The organism is Tautonia rosea (genome assembly GCF_012958305.1).
Taxonomy (GTDB): Bacteria; Planctomycetota; Planctomycetia; order Isosphaerales; family Isosphaeraceae; genus Tautonia; species Tautonia rosea.
In genome coordinates this window covers 177103-193184 of record NZ_JABBYO010000001.1, presented here as the reverse complement: position 1 = coordinate 193184, position 16082 = coordinate 177103, and the positions used below count along the sequence as shown (strand labels likewise).

11 protein-coding genes and 1 tRNA gene are annotated in these 16082 nt (G+C 60.7%); 7 read left to right on the top strand and 5 right to left on the bottom strand.

Translation table 11 applies throughout. The features are described from left to right. Together HG800_RS00745 and rlmN are read right to left on the bottom strand one after the other, a co-directional pair. The gene (locus tag HG800_RS00745) at nucleotides 1-3126 is read right to left on the bottom strand and encodes a PSD1 and planctomycete cytochrome C domain-containing protein (RefSeq protein WP_169972709.1); all 3126 of its coding nucleotides are present in this window, start codon (nucleotides 3124-3126) and stop codon (nucleotides 1-3) included. Nucleotides 3127-3314: 188 nt separating this feature from the next. After that, nucleotides 3315-4370 carry a 23S rRNA (adenine(2503)-C(2))-methyltransferase RlmN gene (gene rlmN, locus HG800_RS00740; protein WP_169972708.1) on the bottom strand — a complete coding sequence of 352 codons (1056 nt, stop codon included), beginning with the start codon at nucleotides 4368-4370 and terminating at the stop codon, nucleotides 3315-3317. A gap of 286 nt (nucleotides 4371-4656) precedes the next feature. Between rlmN and HG800_RS00735 the strand changes: the two genes are divergently transcribed. From HG800_RS00735 to HG800_RS00710, 6 genes are all read left to right on the top strand, one after another. Further along, complete coding sequence (locus tag HG800_RS00735) at nucleotides 4657-6267, top strand: trypsin-like peptidase domain-containing protein (protein ID WP_169972707.1); 1611 nt, start codon at nucleotides 4657-4659, stop codon at nucleotides 6265-6267. Nucleotides 6268-6450: 183 nt separating this feature from the next. Beyond that, nucleotides 6451-7215 (top strand): DUF6655 family protein, encoded by a 765-nt coding sequence (locus HG800_RS00730; RefSeq protein ID WP_169972706.1) that lies wholly within the window; start codon nucleotides 6451-6453, stop codon nucleotides 7213-7215. Between the two features lie 263 nt (nucleotides 7216-7478). Next, a complete protein-coding gene (locus HG800_RS00725) occupies nucleotides 7479-9917 on the top strand; it encodes an efflux RND transporter permease subunit (protein WP_315851943.1) in 2439 nt (812 codons plus the stop codon). 417 nt (nucleotides 9918-10334) lie between these two features. Beyond that, nucleotides 10335-11351 (top strand): DUF1214 domain-containing protein, encoded by a 1017-nt coding sequence (locus tag HG800_RS00720; RefSeq protein WP_169972705.1) that lies wholly within the window; start codon nucleotides 10335-10337, stop codon nucleotides 11349-11351. Between the two features lie 133 nt (nucleotides 11352-11484). Continuing rightward, a complete protein-coding gene (locus HG800_RS00715; protein WP_169972704.1) occupies nucleotides 11485-12972 on the top strand; it encodes a hypothetical protein in 1488 nt (495 codons plus the stop codon). Beyond that, entirely contained in the window at nucleotides 12969-13694 is a 726-nt protein-coding gene (locus HG800_RS00710) for a hypothetical protein (protein WP_169972703.1), read from the top strand. Before HG800_RS00715 ends, HG800_RS00710 begins: the two co-directional genes overlap by 4 nt. Before the next feature lie 167 nt (nucleotides 13695-13861). Here HG800_RS00710 and HG800_RS00705 read toward each other — a convergent pair whose 3' ends face one another. Continuing rightward, entirely contained in the window at nucleotides 13862-14074 is a 213-nt protein-coding gene (locus HG800_RS00705) for a hypothetical protein (protein WP_169972702.1), read from the bottom strand. Between the two features lie 298 nt (nucleotides 14075-14372). Between HG800_RS00705 and HG800_RS00700 the strand changes: the two genes are divergently transcribed. Continuing rightward, nucleotides 14373-15125 carry a hypothetical protein gene (locus HG800_RS00700; protein ID WP_169972701.1) on the top strand — a complete coding sequence of 251 codons (753 nt, stop codon included), beginning with the start codon at nucleotides 14373-14375 and terminating at the stop codon, nucleotides 15123-15125. 497 nt (nucleotides 15126-15622) lie between these two features. Here the strand turns inward: HG800_RS00700 and HG800_RS00695 are convergent. Both HG800_RS00695 and HG800_RS00690 read right to left on the bottom strand, forming a co-directional pair. Further along, nucleotides 15623-15695 (bottom strand) — tRNA-Asn (locus tag HG800_RS00695). Between the two features lie 152 nt (nucleotides 15696-15847). Further along, a complete protein-coding gene (locus HG800_RS00690) occupies nucleotides 15848-16024 on the bottom strand; it encodes a toxin-antitoxin system HicB family antitoxin (RefSeq protein ID WP_169972700.1) in 177 nt (58 codons plus the stop codon). Between the last annotated feature and the right edge of the window lie 58 nt (nucleotides 16025-16082).

Sequence of the window (16082 nt, the reverse complement as noted above, 5' to 3'; positions counted from 1 at the left end):
TCACTCCACGGTGATGGTTTCGTCGAGGTTCAGCAAGGCCCGCGACACGGTCGTCCAGGCGGCCAGTTCCACGGCATGGTCGGAGTCCGCGGTGCCGGCGAGGGTCTCGGCGTCCAGTTCACCCGACGCGATCCGATCGCGTTGGGCCTGGTAGAAATCGAGAATCGCGGCCAGTTCCGACGCATCGGGCTCGCGGGAGAGGCAGAGCCGGAACGCCCGAGCCGCTCGGGCCTCGGCGTCTCCTTCGGGAAGTTCCGAGACGATCCGCTGCGCGAGGGCCTGAGCGGCCTCGATGAAGACCGGATCGTTGAGCAAGGTGAGGGCCTGGAGCGGGGTGTTCGAGCGTTCGCGACGCGTGCAAGTGACCTCCGAGGTCGGCGCGTCGAAGGTCGTGAACGCAGCGTACGGAGCGGTACGCTTGATGAAGGTGTACAGGCCTCGGCGGTAGCGATCGGGGCCGGTGCTGGTCGGCCAGCCGGGACCTCCGTAGGCCAAGGCAGTCACCCCATCGGGCTGCGGCGGGTAGACGCTTGGGCCGCCGACGGTCGGGGTCAACAAGCCGCTGGCCGAGAGGGCGAGGTCGCGGACCAGTTCCGCCTCTAGCCGGAAGCGAGGCCCGCGGGCGAGCAGGACGTTCTCGAGGTCGCGATCGAGGAGCGACGGTTCCACGTTGGACGATTGCCGGTAGGTGGCGCTCGTGACGATCCACCGGTGGATTGCCTTCTGGCTCCAGCCCTCGTCGACGAAGGTGACGGCCAGCCAGTCCAGCAGGTCCGGATGCGAGGGGGGCTCGCCGCGAGTACCGAAGTCGTCGAGGGTGGGGACAAGCCCTCGGCCGAAGTGTCCCGCCCAGAGGCGGTTGACCGTGACCCGGGCCACGAGCGGGTTGTTCTCACTGACGAGCCACCGAGCGAGGGTCAGGCGGTTGAGCGGTTGATCTTCGGGCAGCGGATGCAGGACCGAAGGAACTCCGGGATCAACCGGATTGCCGGTCGGCTGGAGGAATTCGCCGCGCTGGTGAATCTGGGTGGTGCGGGTGTGCTCGGGTCGGCGTTCCTGCATCACCATGGTCGTGGGGAGCGAGGGCATCGCCTTGCGAAGCTCGACGATACGCTCGTGATGTTCACCTAGCTCGGGGGCGACCGACAGATAATATGCGGTGATCCGGTCGTGTTGTTCCGCGGTCCGCTCGTCAGGTGGGATCTGGGCAATCGCCTCGATCTCGCTCGGGAGGCCCGAGGCTCGAACCGGCCCGGCATCGGTCGTGGCCGAGAGGCGGAAGCGGCCGATCGTCATCTGGTGAATATATTCTTGCCGAAGGGTCAGCACGAAGCGCGTGGTGTTCCCCTCCTTGCCGACCGGCTCGGCAAAGGCAAAGACCGCAGCGTGAGGCTGGCCGATGGCTCCCTTGACGTTCCAACCGGTGTCGTAGACGCCGTCGATCGCCATTGAGGCCGGGTGGCCCTTCTCGGCATAGTCCTCGGAGGCTTGGGCGATCGTGATCCGTTCCAGGTCGGCCCCCTTGGAACCAGCCTCGACAGTGAACTCGGTCAAGAGGAAGTCACCGACCGAGAACAAGGGAGCGCGGCCGGGACCGCCATTGGGGAGACTTTCATGAGGCAGGACTTCGAGACGAAGGGCTGTGATCCCTTCAAGATCGGTTTCGAGTTCGACTGTGTACACATCTTGATTCGGTTTGTCGCCGCTGACCAGCACCGAACGGTCTTCGAGCACTTCCATCGTTGCGCCGTTTTTTGACGCAAGCGAGGACGGGGCGATGGGAGTCCAGCCGAAGGTTGTAAGGTCTTCCTCCCACCGGGCCATCGAAGCGGTCAGATGCTGCCGTCGGCGTTCGTCCTCAGTCAGGGATTCATCCCCAGTCGCGTTGTCGGGTACGGGAAAGAGGGAGGGGAGCGAGGCGACAACCGCGTCAATCTCGTCCTGAAGCTCGGCCCTACGGCGAAGAGTTTCGGGGTCGGGCAAGGGCAGTTCGGGCTCGTCGGCATTATTGAGGAAGGCGAACAGTTGATAATATTCGCGCTGGGTGATCGGGTCGTATTTGTGGGTGTGGCACTGGGCACAGGCGACCGTCAGGCCGAGCCAGGTCGACCCGGTGGTGGCGACGCGATCGACGACGGCGGCGTAGCGGAACTCCTCGACATCGATTCCGCCTTCCTCGTTGATCATTGTGTTCCGATGGAAGCCGGTGGCCACCCGTTGATCGACCGAGGGGTCGGGCAACAGGTCGCCGGCAACTTGTTCGATGGTGAACTGATCGAAGGGCAAGTCGTTGTTGAGGGCGCGGATAACCCAGTCGCGGAAGGGCCAGATAGAGCGCTGGCGGTCCTTCTCGTAGCCGTTCGAGTCGGCATAGCGGGCCAGGTCGAGCCATCGGCGTCCCCACCGCTCGCCGTAGTGAGGCGAGGCGAGCAGGCGATCGACAAGGTGTTCGTAGGCGTCGGCGCGAGGATCATTGACGAACGCATCCACCTCCTCAGGGGTCGGCGGCAGACCGATGAGGTCGAGCGAGAGGCGACGGATCAAGGTTGTCCGGTCGGCCTCGGGAGCCGGAGCAAGCCCTTCGGCATCCAAACGTGCAAGGATGAAATGATCGATCGGGTTACGGGGCCACGACGGATCGCTAACCGTCGGTAATTCAGGCAGTTCGGGAGCTTGGAAGGCCCAGTGATCACTCGATGGCCCCCGGGTGGGAGCGTCCGAATCAGGCCAATCGGGCCCCTGATCGATCCAGGCGCGGAGAATCCCGATCTGCTCAGGAGTCAGCGGATCATCCGAAGGGGGCATGGTGGAGAGCGGATCGAGTCCGGCGACCTTCTCGATCAGGTAGCTCAGCGCGCTGTCACCCGGTTCGATCATCGGCCCGGAATCGCCCCCGGCGAGGCCATCGGATCGGTTATCGAGCCGCAGTCCCCCCTTGCGCTGGTCGGGACCATGGCAGGAGATGCAATGGGCCTCGAACATCGGTCGGATGTCCGTCTCGAATCGGACTAGACGATCGGCCGGTGGTGGCAAGCTCGGCTCGTCAACCTGGGCCATTGCCAGGGAACTCACCGGGGCCGATGCCAGCATCGCCAGCGCAAACCGTCGGAGCCAGTTCAGAACCATCGGACCACCATTTCGTTTGGTTCGAAACGGAATTCAGAACACATCGAAACGCGCGGAAGGCGGGACGCGTCAGATCGAAACGGGGGGGGAAGGCTTACGAGCCTGAGCAGTATTGTACCATTGTGTGACAAGTTGCGGGGAGATTCAATCATGATCACCTCGGAACCGGGGTGCCAGAGGCCCCCTCGTCAGGCTCCGGCGAGGGTGCCGCAGGCGGCCTGGATGTCGGCGCCTCCCGAGTAGCGTCGGACGACCGGCTGACCGAGATGGCGGGTCAAGGCGTCGCGGAATCGGGAAAGCTCAGCAGGGGAGGGGGGCTCGAAGCGGCCGGTTGGGTCGGTGACATCGATCAGATCAAGCCGAACCGGGGTGTCGCCGACGACCCGGGCGATCGCCTCAGCATCCTCCTCGCCAATGTTGACGCCCGAGATGCAGACGTAAGAGATCATCACACGTCCCTTACGCGCCTCAGCATGGCGACGGGCCGCGGCCATGACCTCTGCGACAGGGGTTCGGGCGGCAACCGGAACGAGCATCTGTCGCTTGGCATCGATTGCGGCACCAATACTGATCGAGAGGCGCATCGTGCGTCGTTCCGCCGTGAAGCGGTCGATCTCGGGAACGAGGCCGACCGTGCTGACGGTCATGGCCTTGGCCGAGAGTGAACCGCCGAAGGGGCAGCGGAGTAGGTCGGCAGCGGCCATCACCCGATCATAATTGAGAAACGGTTCTCCCATCCCCATGAAGACGGTGCCGGTGACGCGGCGTCCCTGCGACCGGGCCAGGTCGCGAGCCTGGACCCACTGATCAATCATCTCCCAGGTGGCCAGGTTGCGTCGTTGCTCCATCCGGGCCGTGGCACAGAAGGCACAGGCCATCGGACAGCCGACCTGAGACGAGAGGCAGATGCTGACCGCCCCGGCCTTGTGCAAGGGGATCAACACCGTCTCGACGGCCAGATGATCGCTCGTTCGGAACAGGATTTTCTGGAAACCATCGGCGGGAGACGTCTCAACCCGTTCCCGAGTCAATCGAGGCAGCGCGGGCCAGTCTTCGAACAACCGGCGGGGGATCTGAAAGCGTTGATTCCAGGCGACCGGGTTGTGTTCTCCGTCCTTGAGAATCGCCGCAAGGAGTCTTCGGGCCGGCTCGGGAGGTGTTTGACGCGTGGCGGCATAGGCGATGAACTGCTCAGGAAGCCAATTTCGGGGGTCGATGGGTGTCGATCTGACGCTCAAGTTCATCAAAGTGGCTCAGGGGTTTCTTGCTCATTGCCGAACAATCCGATTTTCCTAAAGTAACAAGAGAGTGAGAAGGCCGAACCATGAGCCTTCAAACTTCCGTTTTGGATTGCCGATCAAACCTTCCCGGATCGACGATCGTATCGGAAGAGAACTGGCGTCATGAAGGCCCGTCCCGTGCCGGGGTCTGCTTTTCGAGAACCGACATCGACCGTGCCGCTCGATCCCGAATGGTTGGATTGGGGTCAACAAGGCCGATCGCCAGTGTTCATACAGGAGTATTCAACGTATGAGACGGAACACAGTCGCCTGGGCGGCACTCGTCGTTTCGACCGTCGCCCTGATCGGATCGCAGAACTGGTCGCGCACCGTGCCGGCCGGCCCGCAAATGCCTCAGGAAGGGCTGGCAGAGGCCAAGAAACTCTCCAGTGCGTTTGAGGCGGTCGCGGACTTCGTGAGCCCGTCGGTAGTGCAAATCAGCGTGCAGCGCGTGCCTGAGATGCGTCGCCAGGGGAACAACGGCCAGCCTCCTCGGGGCGACGGGATGCCCCGCGAAATGACTCCCGAGCAGATGGAAGAGTTCATGGAGCGATTCCGACGCTTCTTCCCGGAAGGCGGTCCTGGAATTCCGGAAGATTTCTTCCGGTTCGAGCCGCAGCAGATGCCGATCGAGGGAACCGGCTCGGGCTTCATCTACGATACCGATGGGCACATCCTGACCAACAACCACGTGGTTGAAGGGGCCGGCGAGGGGGACATTCTCGTCAGCTTTTCTGATGGCAGCACAGCACAGGCCAAGATAGTCGGGCTCGATCCGGCGACCGACGTGGCCGTGATCAAGGTCAATCCGGCTGAGCTGCGCAACGAGCCGAGACCCGCGCAGATCGGGACGAGCGAGGATCTGCACGTTGGCCAGTGGGTCCTGGCGATTGGTTCGCCGTTTGGCCTGAGTCAGACGGTTACGGCCGGGATCATCTCGGCAACGAACCGACAGGCGGTTGGCATCCTCGACCCGAGAGAAGGTTACGAGGACTTCATCCAGACCGACGCGGCGATCAACCCGGGGAACTCTGGCGGGCCGCTGGTCGACATCGAAGGCCGGGTCATCGGCATCAACTCGGCCATCGCCACGCGAAGCCGGGCCAATGCTGGAGTTGGCTTCGCCATCCCGATCAAGCTGGCGTCGTATGTCGCCGACAACTTGATCGAAAACGGTAAGGTGCAGCGAGCCAGGCTCGGCGTCGTCATCTCTCCGTTGACCCCTGAACTGGCTGAGTCGTTCGGCATTGACCCGAACCTCGACGGCATCCTCGTCAACGAGATTGCCCCCGGTAGCCCGGCGGACAAGGCCGGCCTGCGGCCGGGTGACGTGATCGTCGGCTTTAAGGGCCGAGACGTTCGCAGTGTTCCTGGCTTCCGTCTGGAGGTCTCGACCAGCCCCCTGACCGAAGGTCATGAACTGACCTACATTCGCGAAGGTCAGGAGCGATCGGCAACGATCAACCTGGCTCCTTCGGAAGAGGTCGAAATCGCCGCGCTGTCTCGCGCTCCGAGCCGCGAAGGCCCGAGGGAAACCCCAGGCGTTGAGCTGAACCGGTTCGGCCTGGAGCTTCAGGATCTTTCTCCCGATCTGGCCGAGCAGTTCGGCTACGAGGCGGGCACTCAGGGCGTGCTCGTACGTAACGTCGCTCCCGAGTCGCCGGCCTTTGCTCAGGGGATCGAGCCGGGCGACCTGATCACCAAGGTGATCAAGGACCGTAAGCCGCAAAACGTGACCAATCTGGACGAATTCGAGGCCATGGTCGGCGATTCGGACAGCCTGGCCGTTTACGTCCAGCCGCCCGATGCCGCAGGCCGGTTCATCGTCTTAAAGGCCGAGGAATCGGACAACGACAACTGATCGGCCTGAGCCGAACCAATCCTCAAGACCGCGATTCTTCACCCGCCCGGCCGGTCTCGCCGATCTTTTTCTCTGGAAAAAGGATCCGCGTTGACCGGCCGGGCGGTTTGCGATACCGTCTACCCCGGATCCGGAAGCCCCGGCGTGCTGAAGGCTTCAGGACCTTTGAGGAGTTTCTGCCTGATGTGCATGGAAGCGACGGTCGCCCGGCGATCGGCTAGGGTGATCCTGGCCCTCACTGGCCTCGTCCTGACCTTGGCCGGTGGCTGCGGCAGTACCCGGATGACGAACACCGCGAGAACCGGGACCGAGCAGCTCTTACTGACCAATTCCTGGGACCAGGCACTGCGGCAGGTTGACTTCCGCCCGCTCATCGGCGTGCCCGTATTCCTTGACACGACGCACGTCGAGGCGGTGGACAAGGGCTGGGTGACCTCGAGCCTTCGCCAGGCGTTGCTCTCTCAAGGGGTCTTGCTCCGAGAGACGAAAGAAGACGCGCAATGGGTTGTCGAGGCCCGTACCGGAGCTTACGGCACAGATGATTCGCAGTTGCTCATCGGTGTTCCGCAGATGAACGTGCCGATGACCATTCCGGGCATCCCTGCCGGGAACGTGCCGGAAATTCCTCTCATCAAAAAGAGCGATCAACAGGCTGTGACCAAACTGGCCTTGTTCGCCTACGACCGAGCCAGCGGTCAGCTTGTCTGGAATTCGGGGACCGTCCTGGGAACCTCGGACGACAAGAACGTTCACATCGGCGGACTCGGGCCGTTCCAGTCCGGATCGCTCCGCGGGGGCACCGAGTTCATCGGCATGACGATTCCCTTGACCGAGTCCGAGCAGAATCAGCCCGCCCACGAGCGGACCGGCGGTGCCGTGCCGTTTACCGACCCTGCGATCCAGGTTCCCGTCGGCGTGCTCGACCGAGGTGATTTCCTGCCCCGATAACTCGGATCATCTCCCCTTGGTTCCAGGGCTTCACGCTGGTTCGAGGAGCGACCTTCCAGGCTCCCGAAGCACCGAGGCACGGCGTTACGCCACAACAGCCGATCGAACCCGGTGTTGAGGATCGATCGTGGAGCGCTCCGTCGAGAGTCCGACTCGACGCGGGACGGGGGATCGGCCTATAACGATCCCGGGAGAACGCGATCGCGACCACCACGGCCGACCTCCCCGATTGACGCCTCGACCCTCGCCAAGGACCGCCCCTCGTGATTGCCCTCTTGCTCCGGGCTCGACTCCTCCTGTTTGCCGGCACAACCCTTGCGCTGGGCTTGCTTTGGATCTATGGCAAGGAAGTCAACTACGATCAATCGATTGAGTCCTTCTTCGCCAAGGATGATCCGAATGTGGTCGCCTATCGACAGGCGTCGTCCCAATTCGGCAACGATCAGTTCGTCTTTGTTGCCTATCACGATCCCGAATTGCTAACGCCGCAAGGAATTGCCCGGGTGGCCGAACTGGCCGGCGCGATCCGATCGACCGAGATCGAAGGTGTGCTGTCGGTCCAGTCGCTCGACGAAATGCCCCTCTTCTGGCAGCTTGACGACGCCTTGCTCGCCCTTGAGAAGATCCCCGAGAAAAAGCGCCTGTTTCTCCCCAGTCGGGCTGAGGTTCTCGATCTCATCAAGCAAGGAATCTCCGGGGAAGGGGGGGGCCAGTGGGCCACCCCGACGATCGCCGGCGCCCTGCGATCGACCGCTGACCAGCCCGAGCGTCTGGCCGAACTTCGGGAGCGGATCACTGCGCATCCGTTGCTCCTCGGAACGCTCGTGGACCAATCCGGCACCTACACCGCCCTGATGACCCGCCTCAAATCGGCCGGAGAGCACGATGTCAAGATCACAGTCGAGGCACTCCGAGCCATTGCAGACGACTTCGCCGATCGGCACGATCTCGACCGCGATCCGGCCGTCGTCGGGCCTCCGGTCTTGCTGGCCGACGGCTTCCGGGCGATCGAGATTGACGGCCAGCGGCTCGCGACCGTCGGCATGCTCCTGATCGGCGCCGTCACCCTGATCGCCACCCGGAGCCTCTGGTGGGCCCTGGTCCCCTTGATCGCCGGGTGGACAGTTTGGCTGGCGACCTCAACAATTCTCGGGGTCCTCGACCTGAAACTCTCTCTCTCCAGCGGCCCGATGATTGCCCAGATCATTGTGCTCACCATGCCTGCCGCCAGCCACCTGGCCTTGCACTTTCGCGAAGACCTCCGCCGCATGGCTGACCGTCGCGAGGCTGCCCGGGAAACCTTACAGGTCGTCTCCGAGCCGATCTTCTGGTGTGCCCTGACCACCACCATCGGCTACGGAGCCCTTGGGACAAGCAACGTGATGCCGATCCGCCAGTTCGGCACAGTGCTGGCCATCGCCACCGCAGCGGCGGCACTGCTCACCTTGCTGATTTCCCCGGGAGCGATGATTCCGCCGTTCAAGATCATGGAAATCCCGGTTCGATTCGGCTCGACCTCCCGGATCGCCCAGGCCATGAACGGCCTGATTGCTCGGGTCTACCGACGCCCGGCGCCGATCGTCTTCGGCACCTTGATCATCGTGATCCCCATGATCGCCGGCACACCGTATCTTCAATACGAATCAAACTATATTAACGCCTTCCGAGCCTCGACCCGAGTGGTGCAGGATTATCGCTTCATCGAGGAGCATCTGGGAGGAATCGGCCTTGCCGGGTTGATCGTTCCCACGGAAGGGGAGATCACGCCGCAGACGCTCGAACGGATCCGGACCCTCGATCGCGCCGTGCTGGACATTGCCCCGCCTCGCAACAGCGAGGGGATTGCTTACGTCACCTCGCTCGCCACGGTGCTCGACCCGGACGAACGTCTCGCCGAACTCGATCCCGAGCGAGCTGCCTGGTTACTATCGACGAAACTGGACCTGATCTCGGCCACGCCGCAGGCGGAGTTACTCGGAAGTTTCTGGGACCCGCAGACCGGCTGGGCACGCTCGATGGTCCGTCTTTCCGAAAGCCAGCCTGCCCCGGCCAAGATGCTTCTCTTTGACCAGGCCGAGTCGCTTGCTCGGAATCGCTACGACAACCGAGCATATCTCACTGGACTATCCCACCTTTTGACGCAAACCACCCGAGGCGTGATCGAGACCCAGTGGACGACGTTGGCCATTGCCACCGTCGGCATTCTGCTCATGCTCACGCTCGCCTTCCGGGGGCCGAAACTGGCTATTCTTGCGATCTTGCCGACCATGCTGGCCGTGGGCCTGGTGCTCGGCCTGATGGGGTGGCTCGGCGTGAAGCTCGACCTCGCCACGGCTCTGGTCGCGAGCGTCGCTCTGGGACTGTCGATCGACGACACCTTTCACTGCTTGCTTCAATTCCGCAGACGGCGACTGACCCAGCCCTTCGAGGACGCCCTGTTTGCCAGCTACACGGTGACGGGGCCAGGGGTCTTGCTATCGAGCCTTGCCGTGGCTCTTGGCTTCACGGTCCTCTGGTTCAGTGAATTCGTGCCGTTCGCCACCTTTGGCCTGATGGTCGCCATTGCCACGGCCGGCAGCACCATCGGCAATCTGATCCTGCTTCCAGCCTGTCTGAGCCTGGCTCACCGCTGGAGAAACGGGGAGGGGGAGATCGATTCGCGGTCTTCGGACACCCTTGAAGCCGATGCGACGCGATCTTGATCAGGATCGCTGCTTCGCCCACCTTCGACCAACACTCATCGGTATTCGCCGTCGCCAGATGCTCGCGATGACATCTCTCGGAGCCGGAGTTTCTCACCTGGGAAGATCGCTCGCAGGGCGACTGCTGAAGGTCGGTTTCTCGAAACAGCTCGCATCTGTGGCACACAGGGACTCAACCGTCTGATGGTCCCGGCAACCCGTGCCACACCGTTCCCCACGTCAACGCTCAGAGAAAGCGAGATCGCCTCTTCAATCCGGGTGACAACTCGCTCATCGAGCACAACCTTGTTGTTCAACCGGAGTCGCAGTACGTTCAACCGAACTCGCAGGTCCAACCGCAGTCAGGACTGTGCTGATGGCGAGAGGGCTGTGCTGAAGGATTCGCTGAAATTGAACGGAACCGATCCGGAGTTCCTCATGATCTCTGCTTACGTAAGATATTCGCTCATCCTCGCGCTTTCCGTTACGTCGACCTCAGCAAAGGGCAACGAACCGGTCAACGTGCTGAATTACACGCGAGCGGAAACCGACATGCAGTTCAAGGCCTATGCCGCCAAGGCAGGTGGCATCGGAATATTGATGCATCTGCGAGAGCCCTATTCGGTCGAGGACCAGACGACCATACGGGGCAATCGCGACACGCTCTATTCGGCGGGTGTGTTTGACCTGGCTTCTCCGGTCACGATCGTGATGCCCGACTCCCAGGGACGGTTCCAATCGTTGCTGGTGATCGACCAGGATGAGTACAACCCTGTGCTCAAACACGGCTCGGGCGAAGTAACCTTGAGCCTCGACTCGGTCGGCACCCGGTACGCGATGGCGCTGGTCCGGACCTTTGCGGACCCCAATGACCCGGAGGACCTGAAAAAGGCTCATGCGCTGCAAGACGCAATTCAGATCAAACAGGCCTCGCCGGGCACCCTGGACCTTCCGGATTGGGATCAGCCCTCACTGCTCGAAACGCGCAAGCAGCTCAATCAGATGGCCCTGAAGATGACTGACTTTTCCGGGGCCTTCGGACGTCGAGGCGAGGTCGACCCCGTGCAACACCTCATAGGGAGCGCCGCAGGCTGGGGAGGCAATCCTCAACGCGGAGCGATGTACTTCAGCTTCGCTCCCGAGCGAAACGACGGCCAGGCCGCCTACACCCTGACCATGCCGAAGGAGGTGCCCGTCGAGGCGTTCTGGTCGGTGACCGTCTACAACAAGGACGGATTCTTTTCGCCCAACGACCTTAACGCATATTCATGGAACAGCATCACCGCAACACGCGACGATGATGGTCGCGTGACAATCCACTTCGGCGGCGATCCCAAATCGACCAACTTTCTGCCGATTACTGAGGGCTGGAACTACGTCATCCGCTGCTATCTGCCAGGCTGGGAGATCATCGAGGGAAACTGGATCCCTCCCGAAGCGCAGCCGGTCAACTGACGAGTGCCGCTGAGAGTTCGTTGAGCAAGGACGGGCCCCGCGTACGAAAGCTCCCACGGATTGAGGTTTCAGACCTGTGTGGAAGGTACAAGACATGAGTTTATGCAAACTCAACTCGCGAGATTTCATACGAATGGCGATTGCGGCCCTCTCGACTGGGCTTACGGTGACACTGACGTTGCTGCCGGCCTCTGCACAGGATGCAACCTCTGAGGAGGTCCGGCCCGCTGCCCAGCCTGTGAGCGAGCATGCGGCCAAATCGCTTGGAACCGTTGTTCGAACCGATGAGCGCTATGGACATGACCGATTGTTCCAAGGGCCTCGGGGTTGGGTGTACTGGAATGTTCTGGAAGGGCCCAAACCGATCCAGAATCCCAATCTCTGGCCCGACATGCAGTCGACCTACTTCCTTGGCCGCTTCGCCATGCCGCCCGGTAGCTCGATGACCTTGCGGGGGAGCTTCCCCTACGCCCGATTTTTCCAGTTCGCAATCTACAAGTTCGAGCGAGAAACGTTCGTCGCGATTGGAGAGTCGCTCCGAGGTCCCGATTTCGAACCGGACCCCCTCTCCGAAAATCCCTTTCGCGTCGGAGCGAATCGGCTGGCAGAGCATCGCAACTACACCATCCGAATCCTCGCCGAGCCGCCACCGCAAGACGCCTCGCAACGCGAGACGAACACGCTCTATGTGGGTCGAGACGGAGCCGAGCTTCAAGGTGTCATCCGGATCTACCTTGCGGACCAAAACAAGGATGGAGCAGGCTGGGGACCGGCAGACGCACCCTTCGCAGGCACGGGCTTGCCCGTGTACGAGGGAACACTTGCCGACGGTACGAAGCTCAACGCTGAGCAGGTCGCTCAGCAATTCGGGAAGCCGTTTTCGGCTGCAACCAAGCAGCCGATGACCACGGACGAATGGGTGCAACTGGTCCAGAGCGAGCGCAATGATCCCGACCTGCCACCCGAGACTGCTCCCGCCCGAAATCCTCCCCAATGGGAAAAATACTGGACCAACGCCTACACCCTGTTCGGTGCGTTCAAGCCCCCCACCGAACGTGCCAATATCCGCTACGAAGGGGCCATGGAAGGAGGCGGTGAGGGGCCTTATCTCGTGACCTTCCTCTCTCGAACATTCGGCCCCGTTTATGTGCTGCAGGGCAAGATGCCCACCTTCCCCGACACCTTCGCGGGGGAAGACGGCAAGGGCCTTGCCATCATGCCGGAAGCCCAGACCCAATACTGGTCACTGGTCAGTTGCGAAGCGGTCCCCAGCGGTCAGGTCGTGGACGGGATCGCCGATTTCCAGGTCCCCCTGGACGCAGACCGAAACTACACGATCGTCGTGAGCCGGCCGGAAGACCGCCCTTCGAACGCGACGCTCGAGAACGGCGTGGCCTGGCTCAAGTGGAGCCCTCGCGGCGAAGGGCTGGACGATCCTCGAAACCGGTCTGACTTCGGGATGTTGATTATGCGAATCATGGCAAACAACCCCGAATGGAAGGAACGCCCCGATTTGATCACCACACCAGGGACCGAAGCCGAGGTGATGGGTCCCTACTTCCCCCGAGGCTACTACACCACCAGGACAGACTTTGAATCGAACGGAGTAAAGCTTCCATGAAAACATTTACACTCACACAATTGCTCGCAATCAACATTTACGCCGGAATGGGCTTGGAGCGGAATCAGCAAAGCTCGGCCCAGGAGCCTCCAACCGTCACGATGACCACCGGACAGGGAAAGTCCATGACGCTCACCATGCAGGAGTTGCCCCATTCGCGAGGCTACCAGTATTGCGAGCTGGTCTTCAATTACGGCCAAAAAGGGTCTGACATCTACAGCACCTCACCACTGGCCAGGGCCGACCTCGACTGGTGGAACACGCTTGACCTCGACGCCCTCGCCAAGGAGTTCGGCGCCGAATCGGTCTACAAGAATGGGCCGCAGTGGTGGTCAATGGATGAAGTCGGAGTCATGGCATCCCAGCCGGTATCTGTCGCAGGTGTGGAGATGGTCTTCGGTGCCCACCTTCCGCCCGGTACGCTGAAGATCGCGAAATACACGATCTTTAGCCCAGCCAAATTTCAAAACCTGACCTGGGAGCGCGGCAAGCCCGTGTACCAACTCGTCGACCCAGACGGCCATGTCTATGTCTTGCAAGGGCACAAAGTGCCCGAGTCGCAACTCGCCACACTCGGTGAGAAGTTTGCCGACCTACCCGAGGGATGGCAGTATCGCGTCCGATCGTTGGAGGAGGACCTGGAGATGAAGCTGACGCCGAACGCTCCCATCCCTTCCGTCCAGGACGAGTTCGATCAGATCTACATCCGAATCCCTGAATAGCCGATCCAACCGGCTTTCACGACCAATCAATCGTCACGCCAGGGCATCTGCATGCCTCTTGACCTTCAATCCCAGTGAAATGAAATCACCAGGAAGCCGACCTTGATTCGGACGATGACCGATGAAGGTCGGCGTTACCATCGAGGGAAACGATCCAACAATTACGCTCAAAAACTCACAATCAGAGAACCGAACCACGATCGAAGCACAATCGTGGCGGTTCCCCTCTCGCTCGGTGCTTTCGGCGTCGCAAGATGACGCAGATGCTGGCGGGAGAGCGGCCCGCGTGTGGAGACGAAGAACGCCAGCCGAGAACTCTTGGCAATGGCCGCGCGACGCTCGTCAGGTGTCATGGAATGAGAATCGTCGAATGGTCGCATGTGGTGCCTCCGTGTGGAAATGCCCACATCAACCTTCGCTTGGCGACCGGCGCGATGTCTGGCGAAACAAACGAGTTAACAGCCTCTATTTGTTAACCTACCCGGTTCGCATGCTGACTGACGTCCATGACGTGTTACTCGACTGAGCAGAGTTTGGCGGATACAATTTCGGCTGGGCGAAAGGTGAGGCGGCTAAGCAGCGTTTCAACGTTCCGCGGCGGAATTCGCTGATCCCCGCAGCATCTTCACGCAATACAGACAAAATACTCAGACAGGCCATCAGATGGATATTTCACGCATGTTTTTACCATTATGCCTTCTCCTGTTCGCCGTGCCGCTATCTGCTCAAGAACTGACCGTTCCGGATTTCTCGAAAGGCATTCCGGATGTGAATCTGGAGAGGAAGCTGAAGATCAACGGCCAAGAGATCTATAGCCTGAAGACAGCTCTCAGCGCCAAGGAGTTCTCGACCACGCTGAGCAAGTTCCTCGGAGCGGAATGGCGTAAGCGAACACTCAGTCCGGAGGAGATGAGCCTCGCAGCCAACACAGGCCTGACTTCAATTGCCGAGGTCAATCTTTTCGTATACGAGAATGCCAAGATACCCGACATCGATGTTCAGGTCATGCATGTCAAGTACAACGAAGGGAACGAGGATTCTCGCGTCCAAATTCTCGTGATCCGGTCTGGTCCTCTTGTCAGGGACTTTGGCTCTTTCACGTCCCCAGATGGGACCAAGCGATTAGAAGTGAAGCGACGTGACAAGGACCTTGTGGACTTTGAGGTGGTCGATTCCGCCAGCGGAAAGAAACTTGCAAGCGATTCCATCGGTTGGGCTGCGATGCGATGGTTCCTCTACTGGGAGTCTCCCTCAAGGCTCTGGGGCTACGGAAGCGATATCGGCTACTTCAAGCTCTTTGAGTTCAAGTCCGACGGAACCGTGGCGGAAACTGAAGTTGATGAGATGATGGCTGTTCCTCCCGTAATTTGGGACAACCTGCCCTCCACGCTGCAACGAAAATATAAGGCACAAACGGGTCCTGTCGAGTGATTAGCTTCTCGCTGCTACATCACCCTGCGTGCGGCTCCGAAAATCCAGTTCCGATCGGGTTGGGCAATGCGGCAACGATGACCCCCTTCACATCCGCTTCTGCGCCATTTCAATGTCGAGCACTGAGAAGGGAGAGAGTCGAGGGGATTACAAGACTCTCGTGCCATTCGGATCCGTTCCTGGCGCGCATGCCATGGTTTTCTGCACAACCCTAAGGCATCCGCTGAACCCTCTCGCCCATCGAAAGAGACCAGCCTGATACCGATTAGAGGTCTGTTAAACAGGGGCTTCGAGAGTTTTGGCCCGAGATCCGGACTGCGGAAGGAACCTTGAAGGTCCCATTCGAACCGCGAAGGTTCTCTCTCGAGACAGAGAACCCGTGCAAATCGACGCAACCCCTTGCGGGAACCAGCCGTAAACAAAAAAATCCCAACAGCCGTTCTCTCGGCGTTGGGTATTTACTGGTTTGGTGGTTCTTTCCGGAGAAAGTTAACGAGCTCCCCGACAAGGACTCGAACCTTGAACCTAGCGGTTAACAGCCGCTCGCTCTACCGATTGAGCTATCGGGGAATCGACAGGGGAAAGATACCGGATCAGCGTGAGTCAATCAAGGGGTCAGTGCCTTCAGTCCGTCGATCCCGATCATTCATGATTGCGATTGATCGCTTCCATCGCGTTCCGATCGATTGAGATGCAAACGATGGAAGCGATCGCAGAGAACATCAGCCGGAGAGGGTTTTTTCCTTCGATCCGCCTTTGCTGTGCTGTTCGACTGCCTTCTCAAGCAGTCCGACAATTAGAGCGTTCAGAGACGCCTTATCTTCCTTGGCCCAGCTCGCCAATTGCTCATGAAGGGCTGGAGGCATGCGAATTTGGAAATGAACGACTGTCTCTGGCATCGATATGCCTCCTTGAATCAGGGACCGAAGAAGGGGGGGGGAGGCTCAACTCAGGAAC

What these genes read in the sequence shown, in the direction of transcription:
- HG800_RS00715 (WP_169972704.1), top strand. Translation starts at nt 11,485, where the DNA reads ATGGCGATTGCGGCCCTCTCGACTGGGCTTACGGTGACACTGACGTTG.
- HG800_RS00705 (WP_169972702.1), bottom strand. Translation starts at nt 14,074, where the DNA reads ATGCGACCATTCGACGATTCTCATTCCATGACACCTGACGAGCGTCGC.
- HG800_RS00745 (WP_169972709.1), bottom strand. Translation starts at nt 3,126, where the DNA reads ATGGTTCTGAACTGGCTCCGACGGTTTGCGCTGGCGATGCTGGCATCG.
- rlmN (WP_169972708.1), bottom strand. Translation starts at nt 4,370, where the DNA reads ATGAACTTGAGCGTCAGATCGACACCCATCGACCCCCGAAATTGGCTT.
- HG800_RS00700 (WP_169972701.1), top strand. Translation starts at nt 14,373, where the DNA reads ATGTTTTTACCATTATGCCTTCTCCTGTTCGCCGTGCCGCTATCTGCT.
- HG800_RS00730 (WP_169972706.1), top strand. Translation starts at nt 6,451, where the DNA reads ATGTGCATGGAAGCGACGGTCGCCCGGCGATCGGCTAGGGTGATCCTG.
- HG800_RS00710 (WP_169972703.1), top strand. Translation starts at nt 12,969, where the DNA reads ATGAAAACATTTACACTCACACAATTGCTCGCAATCAACATTTACGCC.
- HG800_RS00720 (WP_169972705.1), top strand. Translation starts at nt 10,335, where the DNA reads ATGATCTCTGCTTACGTAAGATATTCGCTCATCCTCGCGCTTTCCGTT.
- HG800_RS00735 (WP_169972707.1), top strand. Translation starts at nt 4,657, where the DNA reads ATGAGACGGAACACAGTCGCCTGGGCGGCACTCGTCGTTTCGACCGTC.
- HG800_RS00690 (WP_169972700.1), bottom strand. Translation starts at nt 16,024, where the DNA reads ATGCCAGAGACAGTCGTTCATTTCCAAATTCGCATGCCTCCAGCCCTT.